The organism is Aquihabitans sp. McL0605, assembly GCF_049993875.1.
Lineage (GTDB): Bacteria > Actinomycetota > Acidimicrobiia > Acidimicrobiales > Iamiaceae > Aquihabitans.
The window spans coordinates 3,084,664-3,102,847 of the sequence record NZ_CP188252.1 but is presented as its reverse complement, the minus strand read 5'-3'; the positions used below and the strand labels follow the sequence as shown (position 1 = coordinate 3,102,847).

Annotated in this window: 20 protein-coding genes; 13 read left to right on the top strand and 7 right to left on the bottom strand. The window is 72.3% G+C overall.

The window, feature by feature from the left end:
* Positions 1 to 25: 25 nt before the first annotated feature.
* Positions 26 to 694, top strand: a complete 669-nt coding sequence (locus tag ACPPVX_RS14340; RefSeq protein WP_426571242.1) for a metal-dependent transcriptional regulator — start codon at positions 26 to 28, stop codon at positions 692 to 694.
* A gap of 10 nt (positions 695 to 704) precedes the next feature.
* Positions 705 to 1,055, top strand: coding sequence for an iron chaperone (locus ACPPVX_RS14335; RefSeq protein ID WP_426571241.1), 351 nt, complete (start codon positions 705 to 707; stop codon positions 1,053 to 1,055).
* 18 nt (positions 1,056 to 1,073) lie between these two features.
* On the opposite strand, the gene ACPPVX_RS14330 is transcribed toward ACPPVX_RS14335, so the two are convergent.
* Together ACPPVX_RS14330 and ACPPVX_RS14325 are read right to left on the bottom strand one after the other, a co-directional pair.
* Positions 1,074 to 3,164, bottom strand: coding sequence for a HelD family protein (locus tag ACPPVX_RS14330; RefSeq protein WP_426571240.1), 2,091 nt, complete (start codon positions 3,162 to 3,164; stop codon positions 1,074 to 1,076).
* 129 nt (positions 3,165 to 3,293) lie between these two features.
* Positions 3,294 to 3,557 carry a hypothetical protein gene (locus ACPPVX_RS14325; RefSeq protein ID WP_426571239.1) on the bottom strand — a complete coding sequence of 88 codons (264 nt, stop codon included), beginning with the start codon at positions 3,555 to 3,557 and terminating at the stop codon, positions 3,294 to 3,296.
* Positions 3,558 to 3,598: 41 nt separating this feature from the next.
* Here ACPPVX_RS14325 and ACPPVX_RS14320 point away from each other — a divergent pair, with 41 nt between their 5' ends.
* The 5 genes from ACPPVX_RS14320 to lnt all read left to right on the top strand — a co-directional run bounded on the left by ACPPVX_RS14320 (position 3,599) and on the right by lnt (position 9,142).
* Positions 3,599 to 4,039 (top strand): TerB family tellurite resistance protein, encoded by a 441-nt coding sequence (locus ACPPVX_RS14320; protein ID WP_426571238.1) that lies wholly within the window; start codon positions 3,599 to 3,601, stop codon positions 4,037 to 4,039.
* Between the two features lie 59 nt (positions 4,040 to 4,098).
* Entirely contained in the window at positions 4,099 to 5,136 is a 1,038-nt protein-coding gene (gene hemE / locus ACPPVX_RS14315) for a uroporphyrinogen decarboxylase (protein WP_426571237.1), read from the top strand.
* A complete protein-coding gene (gene hemH / locus ACPPVX_RS14310) occupies positions 5,133 to 6,104 on the top strand; it encodes a ferrochelatase (protein ID WP_426571236.1) in 972 nt (323 codons plus the stop codon). The genes hemE and hemH overlap by 4 nt, the downstream gene beginning before the upstream one ends.
* A complete protein-coding gene (gene hemG / locus ACPPVX_RS14305; RefSeq protein ID WP_426571235.1) occupies positions 6,101 to 7,528 on the top strand; it encodes a protoporphyrinogen oxidase in 1,428 nt (475 codons plus the stop codon). Before hemH ends, hemG begins: the two co-directional genes overlap by 4 nt.
* Before the next feature lie 66 nt (positions 7,529 to 7,594).
* Positions 7,595 to 9,142, top strand: coding sequence for an apolipoprotein N-acyltransferase (gene lnt / locus ACPPVX_RS14300; protein WP_426571234.1), 1,548 nt, complete (start codon positions 7,595 to 7,597; stop codon positions 9,140 to 9,142).
* On the opposite strand, the gene dtd is transcribed toward lnt, so the two are convergent.
* Positions 9,087 to 9,557, bottom strand: a complete 471-nt coding sequence (gene dtd / locus ACPPVX_RS14295) for a D-aminoacyl-tRNA deacylase (RefSeq protein WP_426571233.1) — start codon at positions 9,555 to 9,557, stop codon at positions 9,087 to 9,089. The genes lnt and dtd overlap by 56 nt on opposite strands.
* Positions 9,558 to 9,715: 158 nt before the next feature.
* Between dtd and ACPPVX_RS14290 the strand changes: the two genes are divergently transcribed.
* The 3 genes from ACPPVX_RS14290 to ACPPVX_RS14280 are packed head-to-tail and all read left to right on the top strand — an operon-like array spanning position 9,716 to position 12,804.
* On the top strand, positions 9,716 to 10,972 hold the full coding sequence (locus ACPPVX_RS14290; protein WP_426571232.1) for a glycosyltransferase family 4 protein: 1,257 nt from the start codon (positions 9,716 to 9,718) through the stop codon (positions 10,970 to 10,972).
* Between the two features lie 16 nt (positions 10,973 to 10,988).
* The gene (locus ACPPVX_RS14285; RefSeq protein WP_426571231.1) at positions 10,989 to 11,732 is read left to right on the top strand and encodes a class I SAM-dependent methyltransferase; all 744 of its coding nucleotides are present in this window, start codon (positions 10,989 to 10,991) and stop codon (positions 11,730 to 11,732) included.
* Positions 11,725 to 12,804 carry a prenyltransferase/squalene oxidase repeat-containing protein gene (locus tag ACPPVX_RS14280; RefSeq protein ID WP_426571230.1) on the top strand — a complete coding sequence of 360 codons (1,080 nt, stop codon included), beginning with the start codon at positions 11,725 to 11,727 and terminating at the stop codon, positions 12,802 to 12,804. The genes ACPPVX_RS14285 and ACPPVX_RS14280 overlap by 8 nt, the downstream gene beginning before the upstream one ends.
* Before the next feature lie 37 nt (positions 12,805 to 12,841).
* Here the strand turns inward: ACPPVX_RS14280 and ACPPVX_RS14275 are convergent, their stop codons facing one another.
* Positions 12,842 to 13,471 carry a class I SAM-dependent methyltransferase gene (locus ACPPVX_RS14275; protein WP_426575041.1) on the bottom strand — a complete coding sequence of 210 codons (630 nt, stop codon included), beginning with the start codon at positions 13,469 to 13,471 and terminating at the stop codon, positions 12,842 to 12,844.
* 62 nt (positions 13,472 to 13,533) lie between these two features.
* Positions 13,534 to 14,040, bottom strand: coding sequence for a GtrA family protein (locus ACPPVX_RS14270; protein WP_426571229.1), 507 nt, complete (start codon positions 14,038 to 14,040; stop codon positions 13,534 to 13,536).
* Between the two features lie 118 nt (positions 14,041 to 14,158).
* Here ACPPVX_RS14270 and ACPPVX_RS14265 point away from each other — a divergent pair, with 118 nt between their 5' ends.
* Together ACPPVX_RS14265 and ACPPVX_RS14260 are read left to right on the top strand one after the other, a co-directional pair.
* Entirely contained in the window at positions 14,159 to 15,016 is an 858-nt protein-coding gene (locus ACPPVX_RS14265; protein ID WP_426571228.1) for an acyl-CoA thioesterase, read from the top strand.
* Between the two features lie 8 nt (positions 15,017 to 15,024).
* On the top strand, positions 15,025 to 16,221 hold the full coding sequence (locus tag ACPPVX_RS14260; protein WP_426571227.1) for a PQQ-dependent sugar dehydrogenase: 1,197 nt from the start codon (positions 15,025 to 15,027) through the stop codon (positions 16,219 to 16,221).
* A 77-nt stretch (positions 16,222 to 16,298) separates the two neighbouring features.
* On the opposite strand, the gene ACPPVX_RS14255 is transcribed toward ACPPVX_RS14260, so the two are convergent.
* The gene (locus tag ACPPVX_RS14255) at positions 16,299 to 16,499 is read right to left on the bottom strand and encodes a cold-shock protein (protein ID WP_421121161.1); all 201 of its coding nucleotides are present in this window, start codon (positions 16,497 to 16,499) and stop codon (positions 16,299 to 16,301) included.
* 199 nt (positions 16,500 to 16,698) lie between these two features.
* Here ACPPVX_RS14255 and ACPPVX_RS14250 point away from each other — a divergent pair, with 199 nt between their 5' ends.
* Positions 16,699 to 17,265, top strand: coding sequence for a GNAT family N-acetyltransferase (locus tag ACPPVX_RS14250; protein WP_426575040.1), 567 nt, complete (start codon positions 16,699 to 16,701; stop codon positions 17,263 to 17,265).
* Positions 17,266 to 17,288: 23 nt separating this feature from the next.
* Here ACPPVX_RS14250 and ACPPVX_RS14245 read toward each other — a convergent pair whose 3' ends face one another.
* Positions 17,289 to 18,179 carry a pirin family protein gene (locus ACPPVX_RS14245; RefSeq protein WP_426571226.1) on the bottom strand — a complete coding sequence of 297 codons (891 nt, stop codon included), beginning with the start codon at positions 18,177 to 18,179 and terminating at the stop codon, positions 17,289 to 17,291.
* Positions 18,180 to 18,184: the final 5 nt, after the last annotated feature.

Below are 18,184 nucleotides of genomic sequence, written 5' to 3'. Positions count from 1 at the left end.
GGACCGGGCGAGGTACCCTCGCTCCGTGGCCGAGTTCCAATCCCGTGAGTACCACCCGGCGTTCGAGGAGTACTGCGAAGCCATCTTCGAGCTCCACGAAGACGATGTCGAGGTGATCCAAGCCCGCATCGCCGAGCGCTTGGGCGTGTCGCGCCCCGCGGTGTCGGAGATGAGCCGCCGCATGGAGTCGGAGGGGCTGGTCGAGATCGATCGCACCATCCGCCTCACGGCGTCGGGCTCGGAGCTGGCCGAGCGCGTGGTCCGCCGCCACCGCCTCGCCGAGCGCCTCCTCACCGACATCCTCGGGCTGTCGTGGGCCGACGCCCACCAGGAGGCCGGCCGCTGGGAGCACGTGATCTCCGATGCGGTCGAGGCCGCCATCGTGCGCCTCCTCGAGGATCCCACCACCTGCCCGCACGGCAACCCCATCCCCGGCTCGGGCTACACGGCCCCTGTCACGGTCGCCCTGGCCGACCTGGCCGTGGGCGACGGCTTCACCGTGAAGCGCATCCCCGAGGAGCTCGAGTTCACCCCCGGGTTGCTCGACTTCCTCGAGGACGCCTCGATCCAGCCCGGACACACCGGCACGGTCACGGCCAGCTCCCCCGACGGCACCACCACGGTCGAGATCGATGGCCGCCACGTGGGCGTCGGCTCGTTCGCCAGCACCCGCATCCTCGTCGCCGCCTCCTGAGGCCGCTCCGGTGAGCAGCGCCGAGATCGACGAGTACCTGGCCGAGCTCGACGAGCCCAAGCGGTCGACGCTCCAGGTCACCCGCGAGCGCATCGCGGCGGTCGTGCCCGACGCCGAGCAGTGCATCTCGTACAACATGCCCGCCTTCCGGCTCGACGGGAAGGTGGTCGCCGGGTTCGCCGCCTTCAAGCACCACCTCGCCTACCTGCCCCACAGCGGGAGCGTCCTGCGCGAGCTGAGCGACGAGCTGGCGGGCTACACGTGCACCGACGGGTCGCTGCACTTCCCCATCGACGAGCCGCTCCCGGCTGAGCTCATCGAGCAGCTGATCGCGGTGCGCCGCGCGCAAGCAGGCGTCTGACCGCCACCGACGGGGGCCTCAGCCGACGGGCTGAGGCTCGGGGGCGTCGATCGGGGCGAGCACGTCGGGCAGGTCGCCCTGGTGCACGATCGTCAGCAGCTTGGTGGCCCGGGTGAGCGCCACGTAGAGCGCCCGCATGCCCTGCGCCTCTTCGGCGAGGATCCCGGTGGGGTCGACCACCACGGTGGCGTCGAGCTCGAGGCCCTTGACGATGCCGACGGGCACCACGGTGACCTGGTGGTTGAGGCCCTGCTCGATGGCCACCCCGTGGTCGATGCCGACGAGGTCGAGCGCTGCGGAGCACTCGTCGACCCGCGAGGCCGGACAGATGATGGCGACGTTGCCGGTGCCGACCGCGGCGATCTCGTCGCGCACCGCCTGCACCACCGCCGGGGCCAGCTCGTCGTCGAGATCGACGCGCCGGAACACGGGCGGACGGCCGTCCTGGCGGACGGATCGGGGCGGCAGGAGGTCGGGCGCCGACCGGGCCAGCACGCGGGCGGCCAGGTCCATGTTGGGGCCGGGGATGCGGTAGCCGACCGTGAGCTGCTCGCGGTGGGGCGGGCGCCGGTTGGGCAGCAGGGACAGGATCTCGTCCCAGTCGGCGTGGGCCCAGGCCCCGGTGGACTGGGCGATGTCGCCCACCACGGTGAGCGAGCCGTTGAGCGAGCGGCGGCTGATCATGGCCAGCTGCATGGGCGACAGGTCCTGCGCCTCGTCGACCACGATGTGGCCGTAGGTGCGGATCTCGTCGTCGTCGCGGCGCTGCTTGCGGGGCTTGGGGCCGAGCATGGAGCGGGCCTCGTCGAGCAGCGGCACGTCGTCGTGGGTCCACACCACGTCGTCGATCGACTCCGACCGGGGCCGGTGGAGCAGCTCGACGCGCTCCTTGGCCAGGTGGCGGCCGGCCGCCAGGTACAGCAGCGCCTTCGATCCGTAGAGGTCGTGCAGGAGCTGGGCGGGCGTGAGGACCGGCCACATCTCCTCCAGCGCAGCGCGCACGTCGGGGTGCTTGCGGACCTGGCGCCACACCTCGGTGGGCTCGAGCGGCGTGCGGGACGAGTTGGCCAGGTGGAACGCCACCTCGCGCTCGACGAACCGCCGGCCGGCGTTGTGGTGGCGGTACCGCCGGCGGGCGTCGCGGACGATGTCGGCCGACGTGCCCACCGACAGGTGGAGCGTCTGCAACCCGAGGCCGATGCGCAGCGAGCGCCGCAGCGGGCGCTTGCGGTCGCGGACCGCCTTGGCCAGGACCTGGCTCATGATGGCGTCGCCCTTGAGGCGGGCCACCCGCTCGCGGTCGCGGCCGCGGATCTTCACGCCGTCGACGAGGTCGGCCAGCACGGCCAGCTCCACGCCCGACTCGCCGAGCGATGGGAGCACCTGCTCGATGTAGGCGAGGAAGAGCCGGTTGGGGCCGACCACCAGCACGCCCTGGTCCTCGAGCGGGAAGCGGTGCGTGTAGAGGAGGTACGCGGCCCGGTGCAGCGCCACGACGGTCTTGCCGGTGCCGGGGCCGCCCTGGACCACCAGGACGCCGGGCAGCGGGGCCCGGATGATCTCGTCCTGCTCGCCCTGGATGGTGGCGACGATGTCGCCCATGCGCCCGGACCGGGCCGTCTCCAGCGCGGCGATCAGCGTGCCCTGGCCCTGGAGCCCGGCCGCCTCGCCCAGGTCGAGCGCGTGCTCGCCGAAGAGCTCGTCTTCGATACCGAGGAGCTGGCGCCCGCGGGTGGCGAAGTAGCGGCGGCGGGCGAGACCCATCGACTGCCGGCCGGTGGCCCGGTAGAAGGGCTCGGCCACGGGTGCCCGCCAGTCGACGACGACCGGCTCCTGGTTCTGGTCGGCCACGGCGAGGCGCCCGATGTAGAAGGTCTCGCCACCCTCGTCGGGCTCGCGGTCGACCCGGCCGAACAGCAGCGACGCATCGCCCAGGTGGAGCTGCGTCAGGCGGTTCGTGACCGTGTCGTAGATGACCTCGCGCTCGAAGCGGGCCTGCTCGGTGCCACCCGATCCCACCTCGACCATGCCCTTCAACCGGTTCGCCGAGGTGCGCGCCTCGTCGAGGCACTCGTACGCACGGTCGATGTAGGCCTGTTCAGCAGCCAAGTCGGGATGGATCGGCATGTGGTTCTGCGGCAGTCCTTCTGGGCGACGGACCCCTTTTCGGGGATTCGAAAGCTTAGCCCCGCCCGCCCCCGATCGGACCGGTCACCTCCGGCGCAGGTCAGGCGCAGGTCAGGCGCCCAGGTCTTCGCCGATCTCCTTGAGGGCGTCGCGCAGGGCCATGCGGATGCGGCGGGCCTCGGCGGGGAGCAGGTGGGCCACGAGGCCTTCCCCGGGCTTGCCGATCTCGTCGACCGTCAGCACGATGCGCGGCTCGGCGTCGTCGTAGTCGTCGGCGATGGCGATCGCCCACGACACGGGGGCCAGGTCGGGGTCGTCGGCCACGACCGGGTCCTGCGTGGGGTCGAACGGATGGTCATCGATCGAGCGGCGCATGGCTGCATCCAACCACGGCGCGCCGGTGGCAGGATGCGTCGATGCTCGAACGATTCAAGGCGGGGTACGAACACTTGTTGGGCCTGGAGCCCGTGCCGGGCGTCGACTCGCCCACCGACCCGGCCACCGAGGCCCAGCACCGCGCCGTCCTGGAGCTGCTGGTCGCCACCATGTTCTCCGACGGCACGGTCAGCGCGACCGAGCTCGAGGAGATCGACGCCTTCAGTGGCGAGCACCAGTGGGACACGCCCACGTTCTCGTTCAGCCAGGCGCTCGGCTCGGCCACCTCGACCGTCCGCAACGCCCGCGACCGCGAGGACGGCATCGACGCCCTGCTCGCCCAGGCCTCCTCGGTGATCACCGAGCCGGAGCTGCGCGCCACCGTGGCGGCGGCCTGCCGGCTGGTGGCTTCGGCCGACGGCACCACCGACGATGCCGAGTCGGCGTGGATCGCCGCCGTCGAGCGCACCTTCGGCGGCTGACGAAGCCCCGGCAGCGACCGGGATGGGGCGGGGCGGGGGCCCACCGATAGCCTCGGCCCGTGGTCAGCGCCGACGCCCCGTTCCTCCGAGCCTGCCGACGGGAGCCCCACGACCGGGTCCCGGTGTGGTTCATGCGCCAGGCCGGGCGGGCGCTCCCGGAGTACCGGGCCATCCGCGGCACCGGGACGATCGTCACCGCCATCCGCACTCCCGACCTGGCCACCGAGATCACCCTGCAGCCCGTCCGCCGCTACGGCACCGACGCCGCCATCCTCTTCTCCGACATCGTCACGCCCATCGAGGCCATCGGCTTCGGCGTCGACATCGAGCCGGGTGTGGGCCCGGTCGTCGAGCAGCCGTTCCGGTCCGCCGACGACCTGAAGCGGATCCGCCCGCTCGACCCCGAGGCCGACACGCCCTTCGTGCTCGAGACCGTGCGCAACCTGGTCCGCGAGCTGGGCGATGTGCCCCTGATCGGCTTCGCCGGCGCCCCGTTCACGGTGGCGGCCTACCTCATCGAGGGCCGGCCCAGCCGCACCTACGAGAACACCAAGCGGCTCATGTACACCGACCCCGAGCTGTGGTTCGCGCTGATGGACCGGCTCGCCGACCTGGCCCTCGCCTCGCTCCACAGCCAGGTGGCCAACGGCGCGTCGGCCGTGCAGCTGTTCGACTCGTGGGCCGGGGCCCTGTCGCCGTCCGACTACGTCCGCTACGTGATGCCGGCCTCGCAGAAGGTGCTCGAGGGCATCGGCTCCACGGGGGTGCCGCGCATCCACTTCGGCGTGAACACGGGTGAGCTGCTCACCCACATGCGCGACGCCGGCGCCGACGTGATGGGCATCGACTGGCGCATGGACCTCGACGATGCCCGCACCAAGCTCGGCGACGGGACCGCGCTCCAGGGCAACCTCGATCCGGTGGCGGTGCTGGCCGGTGCGGAGGTCGCGCTCGACCGGTCCCGCGAGGTGCTGCGCCGCGCCGGCGGGCACCGCGGCCACATCTTCAACCTGGGCCACGGCGTCCTGCCCGACACCGACCCTGAGGTGCTCGAGCGGGTCGTGGAGCTGGTCCACACCGAGGGCAAGGTCACGTGACCGCGCCACCCGCCGCTGGTCGCGTCGGCGTGGTGGTCATGGCCTACGGCACCCCCGCCACCCCCGCCGACGTCGAGCCGTACTACACGCACATCCGGCGCGGCCGCCCACCCACGCCGGAGCAGCTGGCCAACCTCCAGCTCCGCTACGACGCGCTCGGCGGCACCTCCACGCTGGCCCAGCGCACGGCCGACCAGATCGCGGTGATCGCCGCCGCCCTCGAGGCCGAGGTGCCCGGCCGCTTCGTCGTCACGCTGGGCCAGAAGCACGCCTTCCCGTTCATCGAGGACGGCGTGGCCACCCTGGCCGCCCAGGGCGTCGAGTCGATCATCGGCGTGGTGCTGGCCCCGCACTACTCCGGCTTCAGCGTCGGCGAGTACCAGGCGCGCGTGGCCGAGTCGGCCGCGGCCGCCGGCCTGCCGGCCACGGGGATCGAGCGCTGGCACGACCTGCCCGAGTACCGCACGTTCCTCGCCGCCGCCATCGCCGACGCCCTCCCGCTGCTGCCGCCTCGGACCGAGGTGGTCTTCACCGCCCACTCCCTGCCCGAGCGCGTCCTGGCCGGCGACCCGTACCCCGACGAGCTGCGCACCTCCGCGGAGGCGGTGGCTGAGTCGATCGACCTGCGCCACCGTGGCGTGATCGACGGTCCCGCGTCGGTGGGCGACCCGCGCTGGTCCACGGCCTGGCAGAGCGCCGGCGCCACCCCCGAGCCGTGGCGCGGCCCCGACATCCTCGATGTGATCCGAGAGCGCGGGAACACCCGCGAGGTGGCCGGCATCCTGGTCTGCCCCCACGGCTTCGTGGCCGACCACCTCGAGGTGGCCTACGACCTCGACATCGAGGCCCGCCGCGTGGCCGCCGAGGCCGGCATCGAGTTCGCCCGCACCCGTGTCCTCAACGACGACGCCTACGTCCTGAGCGCCCTGGCCCGCCGCATCGCGGCCATCGCCGGCCCGGTGCCGTGACCCGGCCCGACCACGTCGTCGTCCTCGGCGGCGGCCTGTCCGGCCTGGTGGCGGCGTACCGGCTGTCGCAGGGCGGGGTCCACGTCACCGTCATCGAGCCCCACCGGCTCGGCGGCAAGCTGCAGACGTCGGTGGTGGCCGGGCGACCGGTCGACGAGACGGCCGATGCCTTCCTCCTGCGGGTCCCGTGGGCGCTCGCCCTGTGCCACGACCTCGAGCTCGACGGCGAGCTGATCTCGCCCGCCGAGCGCACCGCCCACCTCTTCCTCGACGGCGCCCGCCGCGCCATGCCCGGCGGCCACGTCATGGGCGTCCCCACCGACCTCGACGCACTCGCCGCCACCGGCGCGGTGTCGGCCGCCGCCATCGACCGGGCCCGCGCCGACCTCATCGCGCCGGCCGACCCGCACGACCCCTACGTGACGGGCGACGACGTCGCCATCGGCCCGTACCTCCGCCGCCGCCTGGGCGACGAGGTGGTCGACCGCCTGATCGATCCGCTGCTGGGCGGCATCAACGCCGGCGACACCACCACCATGAGCCTGGCCGCCGTCGTCCCGCAGCTCGACGCCGCCGCCCGCTCCGGCGACCCGAGCCTCATCCGATCGTGCCTCGCCCAGCGCGAGCGGGCCGCGGCGTCCGGCGCCTCACCCGACGCGCCGATCTTCGCCACGCCCATCGGGGGCATGGCCCGCATCATCGACCTGCTCCTCGCTCTCATGCCCGGCGTCGACATCCGCGTCGGCCACGGTGCCGATGCCATCGAGCGCACCCCGGCCGGCGTGCGGGTCACGGTGGCCGACGGCTCAGTGGTCGAGGCCGACGCGGCCATCGTGACCACGCCCGCGCACGTGGCCGGGCCGCTGCTGGCGTCGGCGCTGCCCACCGTCGGCGCGGCGCTCACGGCCATCGACCACTCGTCGATCGCCATGCTCACCATGGCCTTCGACGGCGAGTCGATCGGTGACACCGCCGGGGCCAGCGGCTGCCTCGTCCCGCGCGGCGAGGGCACCCTCGTCACCGCGATCTCCTACGCCACCTCCAAGTGGGCCCAGCTCCGAGACCCCGAGCGCGGCGACGTGATCCTGCGCACCTCGGTGGGCCGCACCGGCGACCTGCGCTTCGCCGACCTCGACGATGCCGCCCTCACCGAGCGGGTCCTCGCCGACCTCGACCAGATCGTCGGCGTGAGCGCCGCCCCCACCGAGGTCCGCATCGGCCGCTGGGACCGCTCGTTCCCGCAGTACGCCCCCGGGCACCTCGACCGCATCGCCGCCGTGCAGCAGGAGCTGGCCGCCACGCCGATCGCCCTCGCCGGCATGGCCGTCAACGGCGTCGGCATCCCCGCGTGCGTGCGGTCGGCCGAAGACGCGGTCGCCCGGCTCGGCGTCACCTGGCCCACCCGCCGCAGCCTCAGCACCTGACCGACCCGCCGGACGCCTCGCCCTGATCCCTTCCGCCCAGCCGCCGTCGGCCAGACTCGTCGGCTGATGTCCGAGCCGTCCGCCACCCCGTCGAGCACCGACCCCGACGAGGGTGACCTCCCGCGCTGGCTGCGGCTGCGCCACTCCCCCACGTTGAAGGCGGTCGTCGCCGGGCTGCTGCTCGCGGCGTCGATGCCGCCGTGGGGCTGGTGGCCGCTCGCGTTCATCGGCATCGCCGTGCTCGACCGCCTCCTGGCCGGCACCACCTGGAAGCAGCGCCTCTACCGCGGCTCGATGGTCGGCTGGGCGCTGTTCACGCCCACGGTGTTCTGGATCGTCCAGCTCACGGCCCCCGGCTACGTGATCGCGGTGCTCTTCTTCGGGTTCCTGCTCGGCGCCTTCTGCATCGCCGTGCCGCCCCGGGCGGGGCGGGCCCTCGGCCTGATCGGCGTCTGGGTGCTGTGCGAGTCGCTGCGCGCGGCGTGGCCGTTCGGCGGCGTCCCCCTGTCGATGCTCGCCGTCGGCCAGGTGGCCGGGCCGCTGTCAGCCGTGGCCCGCATCGGCGGCGTGCTCGGGATGGCGGGGGTCACCGTGGCCCTGGGCATCGCCCTGTCCGCCCTCTCCACCCGCCAGTGGGCGAAGGCCGGCGCCCTGGTCGTCGTTGCGCTCGTCGTCGTCGGCGTGGCGGTGGTGGCCCCCAACGGCACGCCCACGGGCAAGGAGATCGACATCGCCCTCGTGCAGGGCGGGGGCGCCCAGGGCACCCGCGCCATCAACACCGACCGCCGCAAGGTCTTCCAGCGCCACCTCGACGCCAGCGCCAAGGTCCCGCCGGGCATGGACCTGGTGCTGTGGCCCGAGAACGTGGTCGACACCGACTTCGCCGTGCAGAAGGCCCAGGAGGGCGTGGAGCTCCAGGAGCTGGCCCGCCGCCTCGACGCACCGTTGGCCGTCGGCACGACCGAAGGGGTGAGCGACACCAGGTTCCGCAACTCGCAGCAGGTGCTCGACGCCCAGGGCAACTGGGGCGACCGCTACGTGAAGGTCCAGCGGGTCCCGTTCGGCGAGTGGGTGCCGTTCCGGTCGCTCATCGAGAAGGTGGCCCCCGACACGCTCGCCTCGCGCGACGCCACCGTCTCCCACCAGTCCGGCCTGCTCCGCACCAAGGCGGCCCCGCTCGCCACGGTGATCTCGTGGGAGGTGTTCTTCGGGCACCGGGCCCGCTCGGCCGTGCGGGCCGGCGGCCAGCTCCTCTACAACCCGACCAACGGCTCCACCTACACCGGGACGTTCGTGCAGACCCAGCAGGTCGCCAACTCCCGCCTCCGGGCCATCGAGTCCGGCCGCTGGCTGGCCCAGGTCGCCCCCACCGGCTTCAGCGCCTTCGTCAGCCCGACCGGCCAGGTCCACCAGCGCACCGCCACCCGCGAGCAGGCGGTCCGCGTCCGCCGCGACGTGCCCCTGCGCACCGGCCTCACCTGGTACACCCGCTACGGCGACACCCCGTGGCGCCTGGCGGCCGCCTGGCTCCTCGCCGGCGCGTGGCTCCTGGCCTGGTTCAGCGCTCGGAAGGGCCGGTCGGCGATGGAGCGTCCACCTCGAGCAGGAGCGTGACGGGCCCGTCGTTGACCAGCTCGACGGCCATGTCGGCTCGGAAGCGGCCGGTGGCCACGGTGGCGCCCAGCGACCGGAGCTCGGCGCCCAGCTCCTCGATCAGCGGCTCGGCCTGCTCGGGCGAGGCGGCGGAGATCCACGACGGTCGACGACCCTTGCGGGTGTCGCCGTAGAGCGTGAACTGGCTGATGACGAGGACCTCGCCGCCCACCTCGCCCACGGCCAGGTCGGGCCGCCCGTCGGGCCCGTCGAACACCCGCAGGTGCCACACCTTGGCGGCCAGCGCCCGAGCCTCGTCGACCCGGTCGGCATGGGTGACCCCGACCAGGACGCACAGCCCGGGACCGATCGCGCCCGTGACCTCGTCGCCCACCGTCACCGACGCCCGCGTCACCCGTTGCACCAGCGCTCGCATGGCGAGATCCTGCCCCACGGGTCCGCCCAGCCCGGCGATCGCGACGTGACACCTGGCACCTGCCGGCGGGAATCCGGGGAAAAACGGACCGGTTGCAGGGAGGCTGGCACCCCGCTCGCTTGACCCAGTGGTCAAGAACCCGAAAGGCTAGGCGTTCCATGGCCTCAGCTGACCGTCCCCTTCGCATCGCACTCCTCGCCTACCGGGGCAAGCCCCACTGCGGTGGCCAGGGCGTCTACGTCCGCCACCTCTCGAAGGCGCTGGTCGACCTCGGCCACGAGGTCACCGTGTTCGGCGGTCCGCCGTACCCCGAGCTGGACCCGCGCGTCCCGCTCGTCGAGCTGCCCAGCCTGCAGATCTACAACGACTACTTCCCCATGCGGCAGCCCGGCCTCTGGGAGCTCAAGAACTGGAAGGACTGGCTCGAGGTCAGCGCGTTCACGTTCGGGACCTTCCCCGAGCCCCTCGCGTTCACCATGCGCGCCTGGGACGAGCTCAAGAACCGCACCGACGAGTTCGACATCGTCCACGACAACCAGTCGCTGGGCTTCGGGCTGCTCGCCATCGAGCACGAGGGCCTGCCGGTCATCGCCACCATCCACCACCCCATCACCGTGGACCGCCGGCTCGAGATCGAGCACGCGCAGGGCTTCTTGAAGAAGTTCAACCTGCGCCGCTGGTACGCCTTCGTCGACATGCAGACCGAGGTGGCCCGCCGCCTCAAGCGCGTCATCACCGTGTCGGAGAACTCGTTCAAGGACATCCACGCCGACCACAAGGTCGACACCGACCGCATGCACATCGTGCCGGTGGGCGTCGATCCCGAGATGTTCCTCCCGGTCGCCGGCGTCGAGCGCAAGCCCGGCATGCTGATCACCACCGCCAGCGCCGACGTCGCCATGAAGGGCCTCCGCTACCTCCTCGAGGCCGTGGCCAAGCTCCGCACCGAGCGCCCCGACGTCACCCTCACGGTCATCGGCAAGGCCAAGCCCGGCGGCGAGTCCGCTCGCACCATCGACGACCTCGGCCTGTCCGACGCCGTCACCTTCGTGTCGGGCGTGAGCGACGAGCGCATCGTCGAGCTCTACTCCGAGGCCGAGATCGCCGTCGTCCCCTCGCTCTACGAAGGCTTCTCGCTCCCGGCCATCGAGGCCATGAGCTGCGCCATCCCGCTGGTGGCCACCACCGGCGGCGCCGTGCCCGAGGTCGTCGGCCCCGACAACGAGACCGCCTTCCTGGTCCCTCCCGGCGACGGCGAGGCCCTGGCCAGCAAGATCGCCTACGTCATGGACAACGAGGAGATCGGCCGCAAGGTCGGCCTCGCCGGCCGCCAGCGGGTCATCGACCAGTGGAGCTGGCGCCACACCGCCGAGAAGACGGTCGAGGAGTACCGCGCCCGGCTGGCCCAGAAGTAGCCGGGACCACCACACCATGCTCACCGTCAACTTCGACCGCCTGGGGCTCAAGCCCGGAGACCTCGTCCTCGACATGGGCGCGGGCGCCGGCCGCCACGCGTTCGAGGTGTACCGCCGTGGCGCCCACATCGTGGCGCTCGACTACTCCCTCGCCGACCTCAAGGACTGCTCGGGCCTGTTCGCCGCCATGGAAGACGCGGGCGAGGCCCCCGCCGGCACCCACTGGGCCACCGTCAACGGCGACGGCACCGGCCTCCCGTTCGGCGACGACACGTTCGACTACATCATCTGCTCCGAGGTGATGGAGCACATCCCCGACGACGCCGCCGCGGCCCGCGAGCTGGCCCGGGTGCTCAAGCCCGGTGGCCTGCTCGCCGTCACCGTGCCCACGTTCCTGCCCGAGCGGATCTGCTGGGCGCTCTCCGAGGAGTACCACGCCCCGTTCGTGCCGGGCGGCCACGTGCGCATCTTCACCGAGGTCGAGCTGAAGAACCGCTTCACCACCGCCGGGCTGGTCCCCGAGGGCACCCACCACGCCCACGCGCTGCACTCGCCGTACTGGTGGCTGAAGTGCGCCGTCGGCCCCACCAACGACGACAACCCGCTGGTCCAGGCCTACCTGAAGCTCCTCACCTGGGACATCATGAAGGCCCCCAAGCTCACCCGCTGGACCGAGAAGGCCCTCAACCCCGTCTTGGGCAAGAGCCTCGTGCTCTACGCGCGCAAGCCGGCGAACGCGGCGGAGCCCGTCCGTGGCTGACATCACCGTGCCCGAGGTCGACGGGGTCATCACCGCCGCCGAGGTGCAGGCCACGGTCGACGCCATCGCCGACTGGCAGCTGCCCAACGGCATGGTGCCGTGGTACCCGGGCGGCCACGCCGACCCGTGGAACCACGTCGAGGCGGCCATGGCCCTGGCGCTCGGCGGCCGCGTCGCCGAGGCCGAGCGGGCCTACGACTGGCTGGTGGGCCTGCAGCGCCCCGACGGTGCCTGGCACCAGTACTACGTCGAGGACGGCATCGAGGACGACAAGTTCGACCTCAACGTGGTCGCCTACGTCGCCGCCGGCGTCTGGCACCACTGGCTCCTCACCGAGGACCGCGGCTTCGCCGAGACGATGTGGCCGGTGGTCGAGAAGGCCATCGACTACGTGCTCGAGCTCCAGCAGCCCCGCGGCGAGATCCTCTGGGCCCGTCACGCCGACGGCACCCCGTGGCCCTTCGCGCTGCTCACCGGCTCGTCGAGCATCTGCCACAGCCTGCGCTGCGCCATCGCCCTGGCCGAGCTGCTCGACCACGAGCGCCCCGATTGGGAGCTCTCCGCGGCCCAGCTGACCCACGTCATCCGCCACCAGGAGGCCGACGCCTTCGCCCCGAAGCACCGCTGGGCCATGGACTGGTACTACCCGGTCCTGGGCGGCGTGATCCTGGGCGAGACCGGCAGGGCCCGGCTGGCCGACCGCTTCGACACGTTCATCGACGACGGCCGCGGCGTGCGCTGCGTCAAGGACCGGCCGTGGATCACCGTGGCCGAGACCTGCGAGTGCCTGCTGGCCCACCTGGCCGTCGGCGAGCGCGAGACCGCCGAGCGCCTGTTCAGCTGGGTGCAGCAGTACCGCGTCGAGTCGGGCCGCTACTGGACCGGCACGGTCTACCCCGACCTCACCCACTTCCCCGCCGACGAGCAGTCCACCTACACCGCCGCTGCGGTGGTGCTGGCCGCCGACGGCCTCTGGGGCGCCGGGCCCACCTCGGCCCTGTTCACCGATCACGACGCGGTCCTCCCGGCCCTGATCGACATCACCGAAGAAGACGACGCCTCGGCCGAGTAGCCCCCGCCCCTCGCCATGAGGGCGAGTTCGTGGAGCGTCAGGCGCCGGGGGCGGTGAGGACGCGGAGGGAGCCGACGGCGCGGCGCTCGACGAAGCCGTCGTCGAGGGCGCGGAGGTAGATCTCGTACGGGGGGCGGCCGCCTTCGGCCGGGTCGGGGAACACGTCGTGGATGCAGAGCGTGCCGCCGGCGGCGACGTGGGGCGTCCACAGGTCGTAGTCGCGGTGGGCGGGATCGTGGCCGTGGCCGCCGTCGATGAACAGCAGGGCGAGGGGCGTGGTCCAGTGATGGCCGACCGTGGGCGAGTCGCCCACCAGGGCGACGACCGAGCCCTCGAGCCCGGCGTCGAACACGGTGCGCCGGAAGGTGGGGAGCGTGTCCATGCGCCCGATCTCCTGGTCGACCAGGTCGGCGTCGTGGTGCTCCCAACCGGCCTGGTTCTCCTCGGAGCCGCGGTGGTGGTCGAGGGCGAACAAGATGGTCCCGGTGGTCTGGGCGGCCGCACCCAGCCAGACCGACGACTTCCCGCAGTACGACCCCACCTCGAGGTACGGACGGTCGGCGACCGACCCGCTGGCCTCGAGCGCCGCCTCCCAGAGGGCGTCGCCCTCGTCGGTGGGCATGAACCCGCGGGCGGCGATGGCCGCCTCGTGCAGCGCCGCGGGCATGGGGGAACGGGGATCGATCACGAGGGCAGACACTACGTGGGCCCGGTGCCGGGCCCACCACCTCAGGTGGGGGTGAGGCCGGCCTCTTCGAGCTCGATGTCCTCGTCGTACGGCGTGTGGTGATCGGTGCCGAACATGATCTTGTCGAGGAAGATGTACTTGAGGACCCAGAGGGTGCCGAAGCCGGCGATGTTGGCCGCCATCACGCTGATGGTTCGCTCGAGGTCGTTGCCCTTGGTGAGGTGCACGGCCAGGGCCACGGCGCCGGTGGACAGGATCCAGCCGGCCACGGTGAACGCCCAGAACGGCAGGACCTCGCGGCGCAGGTGGGCCTTGCCCTTCTTGCCCCAGACCCAGTACTTGTTCAGCGCGAAGGCCGGGATCGAGGTGATCATGGTGGCCGAGAGGTTGGCCGGGATGGCGCCCATCTTGAGCACGCCGAAGAACAGGATGATCAGCATCTGGGTGATGCCGACGCAGATGACCGACGTGGCCGTGTAGCGGATCGCCCGCTGGCCGGCCTCGGTCTTCGAGTGCGCCCAGAGCGCAGTGGGATGGAGCTTGTTCACGGAGAACCGATGGTAGGTGGCGGCAGCACTCACGATGTAGTCAGTCGGCACTTCCGGGCGGTGGTTGAGGCGTGCCCTGGATGGCGCGACGGCGTGCGGACCGTGCCACGATGCCTCGATGGAACAAGCGGCGGTCGACCAGCTGGTAGCGCTCCTGGACCTGGAGGACATCGAGCTCAACCTGTTCCGCGGCCTCAGCCCGGAGATCGACCAGCAGCGCGTCTTCGGTGGGCAGGTGGCGGGCCAGGCGCTCGTCGCGGCCGCCCGCACCGTCGACGAGGACCGGTCCGTGCACTCGCTGCACGCCTACTTCCTCCGACCGGGCGATCCCCGGGTGCCGATCCTGTACGAGGTCGATCGCCAGCGCGACGGCCGCAGCTTCACCACCCGCCGCGTCGTGGCCATCCAGCACGGCCGACCCATCTTCAACCTGTCGGCGTCGTTCCACCGGCCCGAGGGCGGCTTCGAGCACCAGTTCGAGATGCCCGCCGGGCTCCCCGATCCCGACGACCTCGAGGACTTCGCCACCCGGTGGGCGCCCTACAAGGACCGCCTCGGCGACTGGTACACCCGGCCGCGGCCGATCGACACCCGCTACGTCGACTGGGCCCCGCCCGACCGCGCCGACCCGCTGCCGCCGCGCCACAAGGTCTGGGTCCGCGCCAACGGGGTGCTCCCCGACCAGCCGGTGCTGCACGACTGCGTGCTGGCCTACCTGTCCGACATGACCCTGCTCGACACCACGCTGCTGCCCCACGGCGGCACGTTCATGAACCAGCGGGTCCAGATGGCGAGCCTCGATCACGCCATGTGGTTCCACCGTCCGTTCCGCGCCGACGAGTGGCTCCTGTACGACCAGGACACCCCGTCCGCGTCCGACGGCCGCGGCCTCGCCCGCGGGTTCTTCTTCACGCAGGCCGGCGATCTCGCCGTCTCGGTGGTGCAGGAAGGCCTCATCCGGAGGCTCGAGGGGTGACGGCCCGGATGCGGACCTCACTCGCCGCGCCCCTGCTCGCCGCGGCGGTCTGCGTCGGGCTGCTCGCCGGGTGCGGCAGCGACGGCGGCGATGCCGGCCAGACCACCCCGTCGGTGACCCAGGTCGGTGCCGAGAGCTCCACCACCGCCCCGGCGGGGACCGAGAGCACCACCGGCACCACTGCCGGCGCGCCCGAGATCGATTCGGTGGTGGCCGCGTCGGTCCACACCCCCACGGTGCTGACCTCCCGGCCCGGCGACGGCGGCCACCTGTGGGTGGCCGAGCGCGCCGGCCGCGTGCGGCGCATGGCCATCTCCGACGAGGGCAACACCCTCACCCCGGCCGCCGACTACGCCCTCGACATCTCCGACCAGACCACCACGGAGTCCGAGCGCGGCCTGCTCGGCCTGACCTTCTCGCCCGACGGCAAGACGATGTACGTCAGCTTCACCAACTCCCAGGGGAACTCGCGGGTGGTCTCGTACGCCATGGACGGCAACGAGGCGGATGCGTCCACGGCCAAGACCCTGTTCGCGGTCGACCAGCCGTATCCCAACCACAACGGCGGCAACATCGCCTTCGGCCCCGACGGGAAGCTGTGGCTCGGCCTCGGCGACGGCGGGTCCTCCGACGACCCGGAGAACCGGGCGCAGAACCCGTCGACGCCGCTGGGCAAGATCCTCCGGATCGACCCCGCCAGCGCCAAGAGCGAGATCGTGGTGTCGGGCGTCCGCAACCCGTGGCGCTGGTGGTTCGACACCGACGGCAGCCTGTGGATCGGCGATGTCGGCCAGAACCACGTCGAGGAGATCGACCACCTCCCCGCCGGCAAGATCGATGGCGCCAACCTCGGCTGGAGCGGATACGAGGGCAAGCAGCCGTACCTCGACGGTCCCGGCCGGCGCCCCGCCGACGCCATCCCGCCCGTGTTCGAGTACACCCACGACGGCGGCAACTGCTCGATCACCGGCGGGTTCGTCTACCACGGCAAGGCCATCCCCCAGCTCGATGGCGCCTACCTGTTCGCCGACTACTGCGCCGGACGGCTCCGGGCCATCACCGTGGGCTCCGACGACAAGCTCGACCACGAGTACGACCTGGGGATCGACATCGAGAGCCCGATCTCGTTCGGCGAGGACCAGCAGGGCGAGCCCTACGTGCTCTCCGAGGGCGGCAACATCGTGCGCCTCATCCAGGCCAGCTGACCCTGCCGGTCCGAGCTGAAAACGACGAGAGCCGCCGACCCGAAGGCCGGCGGCTCTCGTTCAGCGCGTGCTGAAGATCAGATCACGCGGACGTTCTGGGCCTCTTCGCCCTTGCGGCCGGGGGCCACGTCGAACTCGACCTTCTGGCCCTCGTCGAGGGACTTGTAGCCGTCGCCGGCGATGTTGGAGAAGTGGACGAACACGTCGTCGCCCTGCTCCCGAGAGATGAATCCGAAGCCCTTCTCAGCGTTGAAGAACTTCACGGTACCTGTGGTCATGCTTTTCCTTAAGTGTTGACCGGGCCCTGTGAGGGCTCGGCGCACGTGACCCGTTTCGATCACGTTGCAGATGAACGTTACTGCATTTCGGGACGAGTGTGTTCTTTCGTTGTAAATCATTTCCTGACCAGCCGCGTCACGCGCCCCGCCGAACTCGGTGGCCGTCCGGGCCGGACTCCGCGAGGCTCTCGCCGTGCCGATGCTGATCCCGCCGGTGGTGCCTCCCGGGCAGATGGCTGCGTCTCCGCAGCCGGTGATCGTGGGCGACGGGATCCGGCTGCGGCCGTGGGCACCCGACGACGCCGACGTGGTGCTCGAGGCGTTCGAGGTCCCGGACATCCAGCACTGGCACTTCCGCCGGCTGGACAGCGTGGAAGAAGCCGAGGGTTGGATCGCCGCCACCGAGACCGGCTGGAGGACCGAGGTGCAGGCGCACTGGGCCATCGTCGCCGCCCCGGGACCGGACCGCCCGGTCGGGCGCATCGCCCTGCGGCCCGAGCTGGCGGCCGGCGCGGGCGAGATCTCCTACTGGTTGCTGCCGTCAGCGCGCGGGACGGGCACGGCGACCCGGGCGACGCTGGCGCTCACCGCGTGGGCGTTCGCCGAGCTCGGCCTCCACCGCCTCGAGCTCAACCACTCGACCCAGAACCCGGCGTCGTGCCGCGTGGCCGAGCGGGCCGGGTTCGCGGCCGAGGGCACCCGTCGCAGCGCGCAGCTCCTGGCCGACGGCTGGCACGACCTCCACGCCCACGCCCGGATCGGCTGACCCCGCCCGGTCCTGCGGCGCGGTCAGCCGGCCCAGGGCGGGTCGCCGATGACGATGCGGTCGAGCGGTGAGCGGACCGTGCCGAACCGGCCGTCGTCGCCCACCCAGCTGTGGTGGGCCTCGGTGACCTCGTCGCGGGTGCGGGCGACGTAGTTCCACCACATGACGAGCTGGTCGGGGAACGGCGTGCCGCCGAGCAGCAGGACGCGGGCGGGCGCGTCGGCGGTGAGCGCCAGCTCGCGGCGGCCGACCCCGAGGTAGCCGAGGCGCCCGGGCTCGAGCAGCGTGCCGTCGACCGCCACCGCTCCGTCGAGGACGGCGACGGCGTGCTCGTGGGTGGGCGCCAGCGGCACGGTGGAGGTGCCGACCTGCAGGGCGAGGTCGGCCCCGAAGTGATCGGTGTCGCGGCGCGCCGGCGACGTGGTGCCGGCCAGCTCCCCCACCAGGACGGTGGCCGCCCCGTTGTCGAGCTCGACGCGGGGCAGCTCGAAGTGGTGCTCGAACGCCGGGGCACCGAACCGCGTGGCATCGGGCAGCGCCACCCAGAGCTGCACCCCGTGGAGGGTGCCGTCGTAGACGCCGCGGGTCTCTTCGGAGTGGGAGACGCCGGCGCCCGCGGTCATCAGGTTGAGCTGGCCGGGCCGGATCACCTGCTCGGAGCCGAGGCTGTCGCGGTGCAGGACCTCGCCGTGCAGCAGCCAGGTGACGGTCTGGAGGCCGATGTGGGGGTGCGGGGCGATGTCGAGGCCGTGCTCGGCCGTGACCGGGCCCGGGCCCATCTGGTCGACGAAGCACCACGCGCCCACCGTGCGGCGGGCCCGGTACGGGAGCACCCGCTGCACCTGGAACTCGCCCACCTCGGCGGCGCGGCCCTCGGTGACCTCGATGTCGGCGGGAGGCACGCGATCGCTCATGGCCC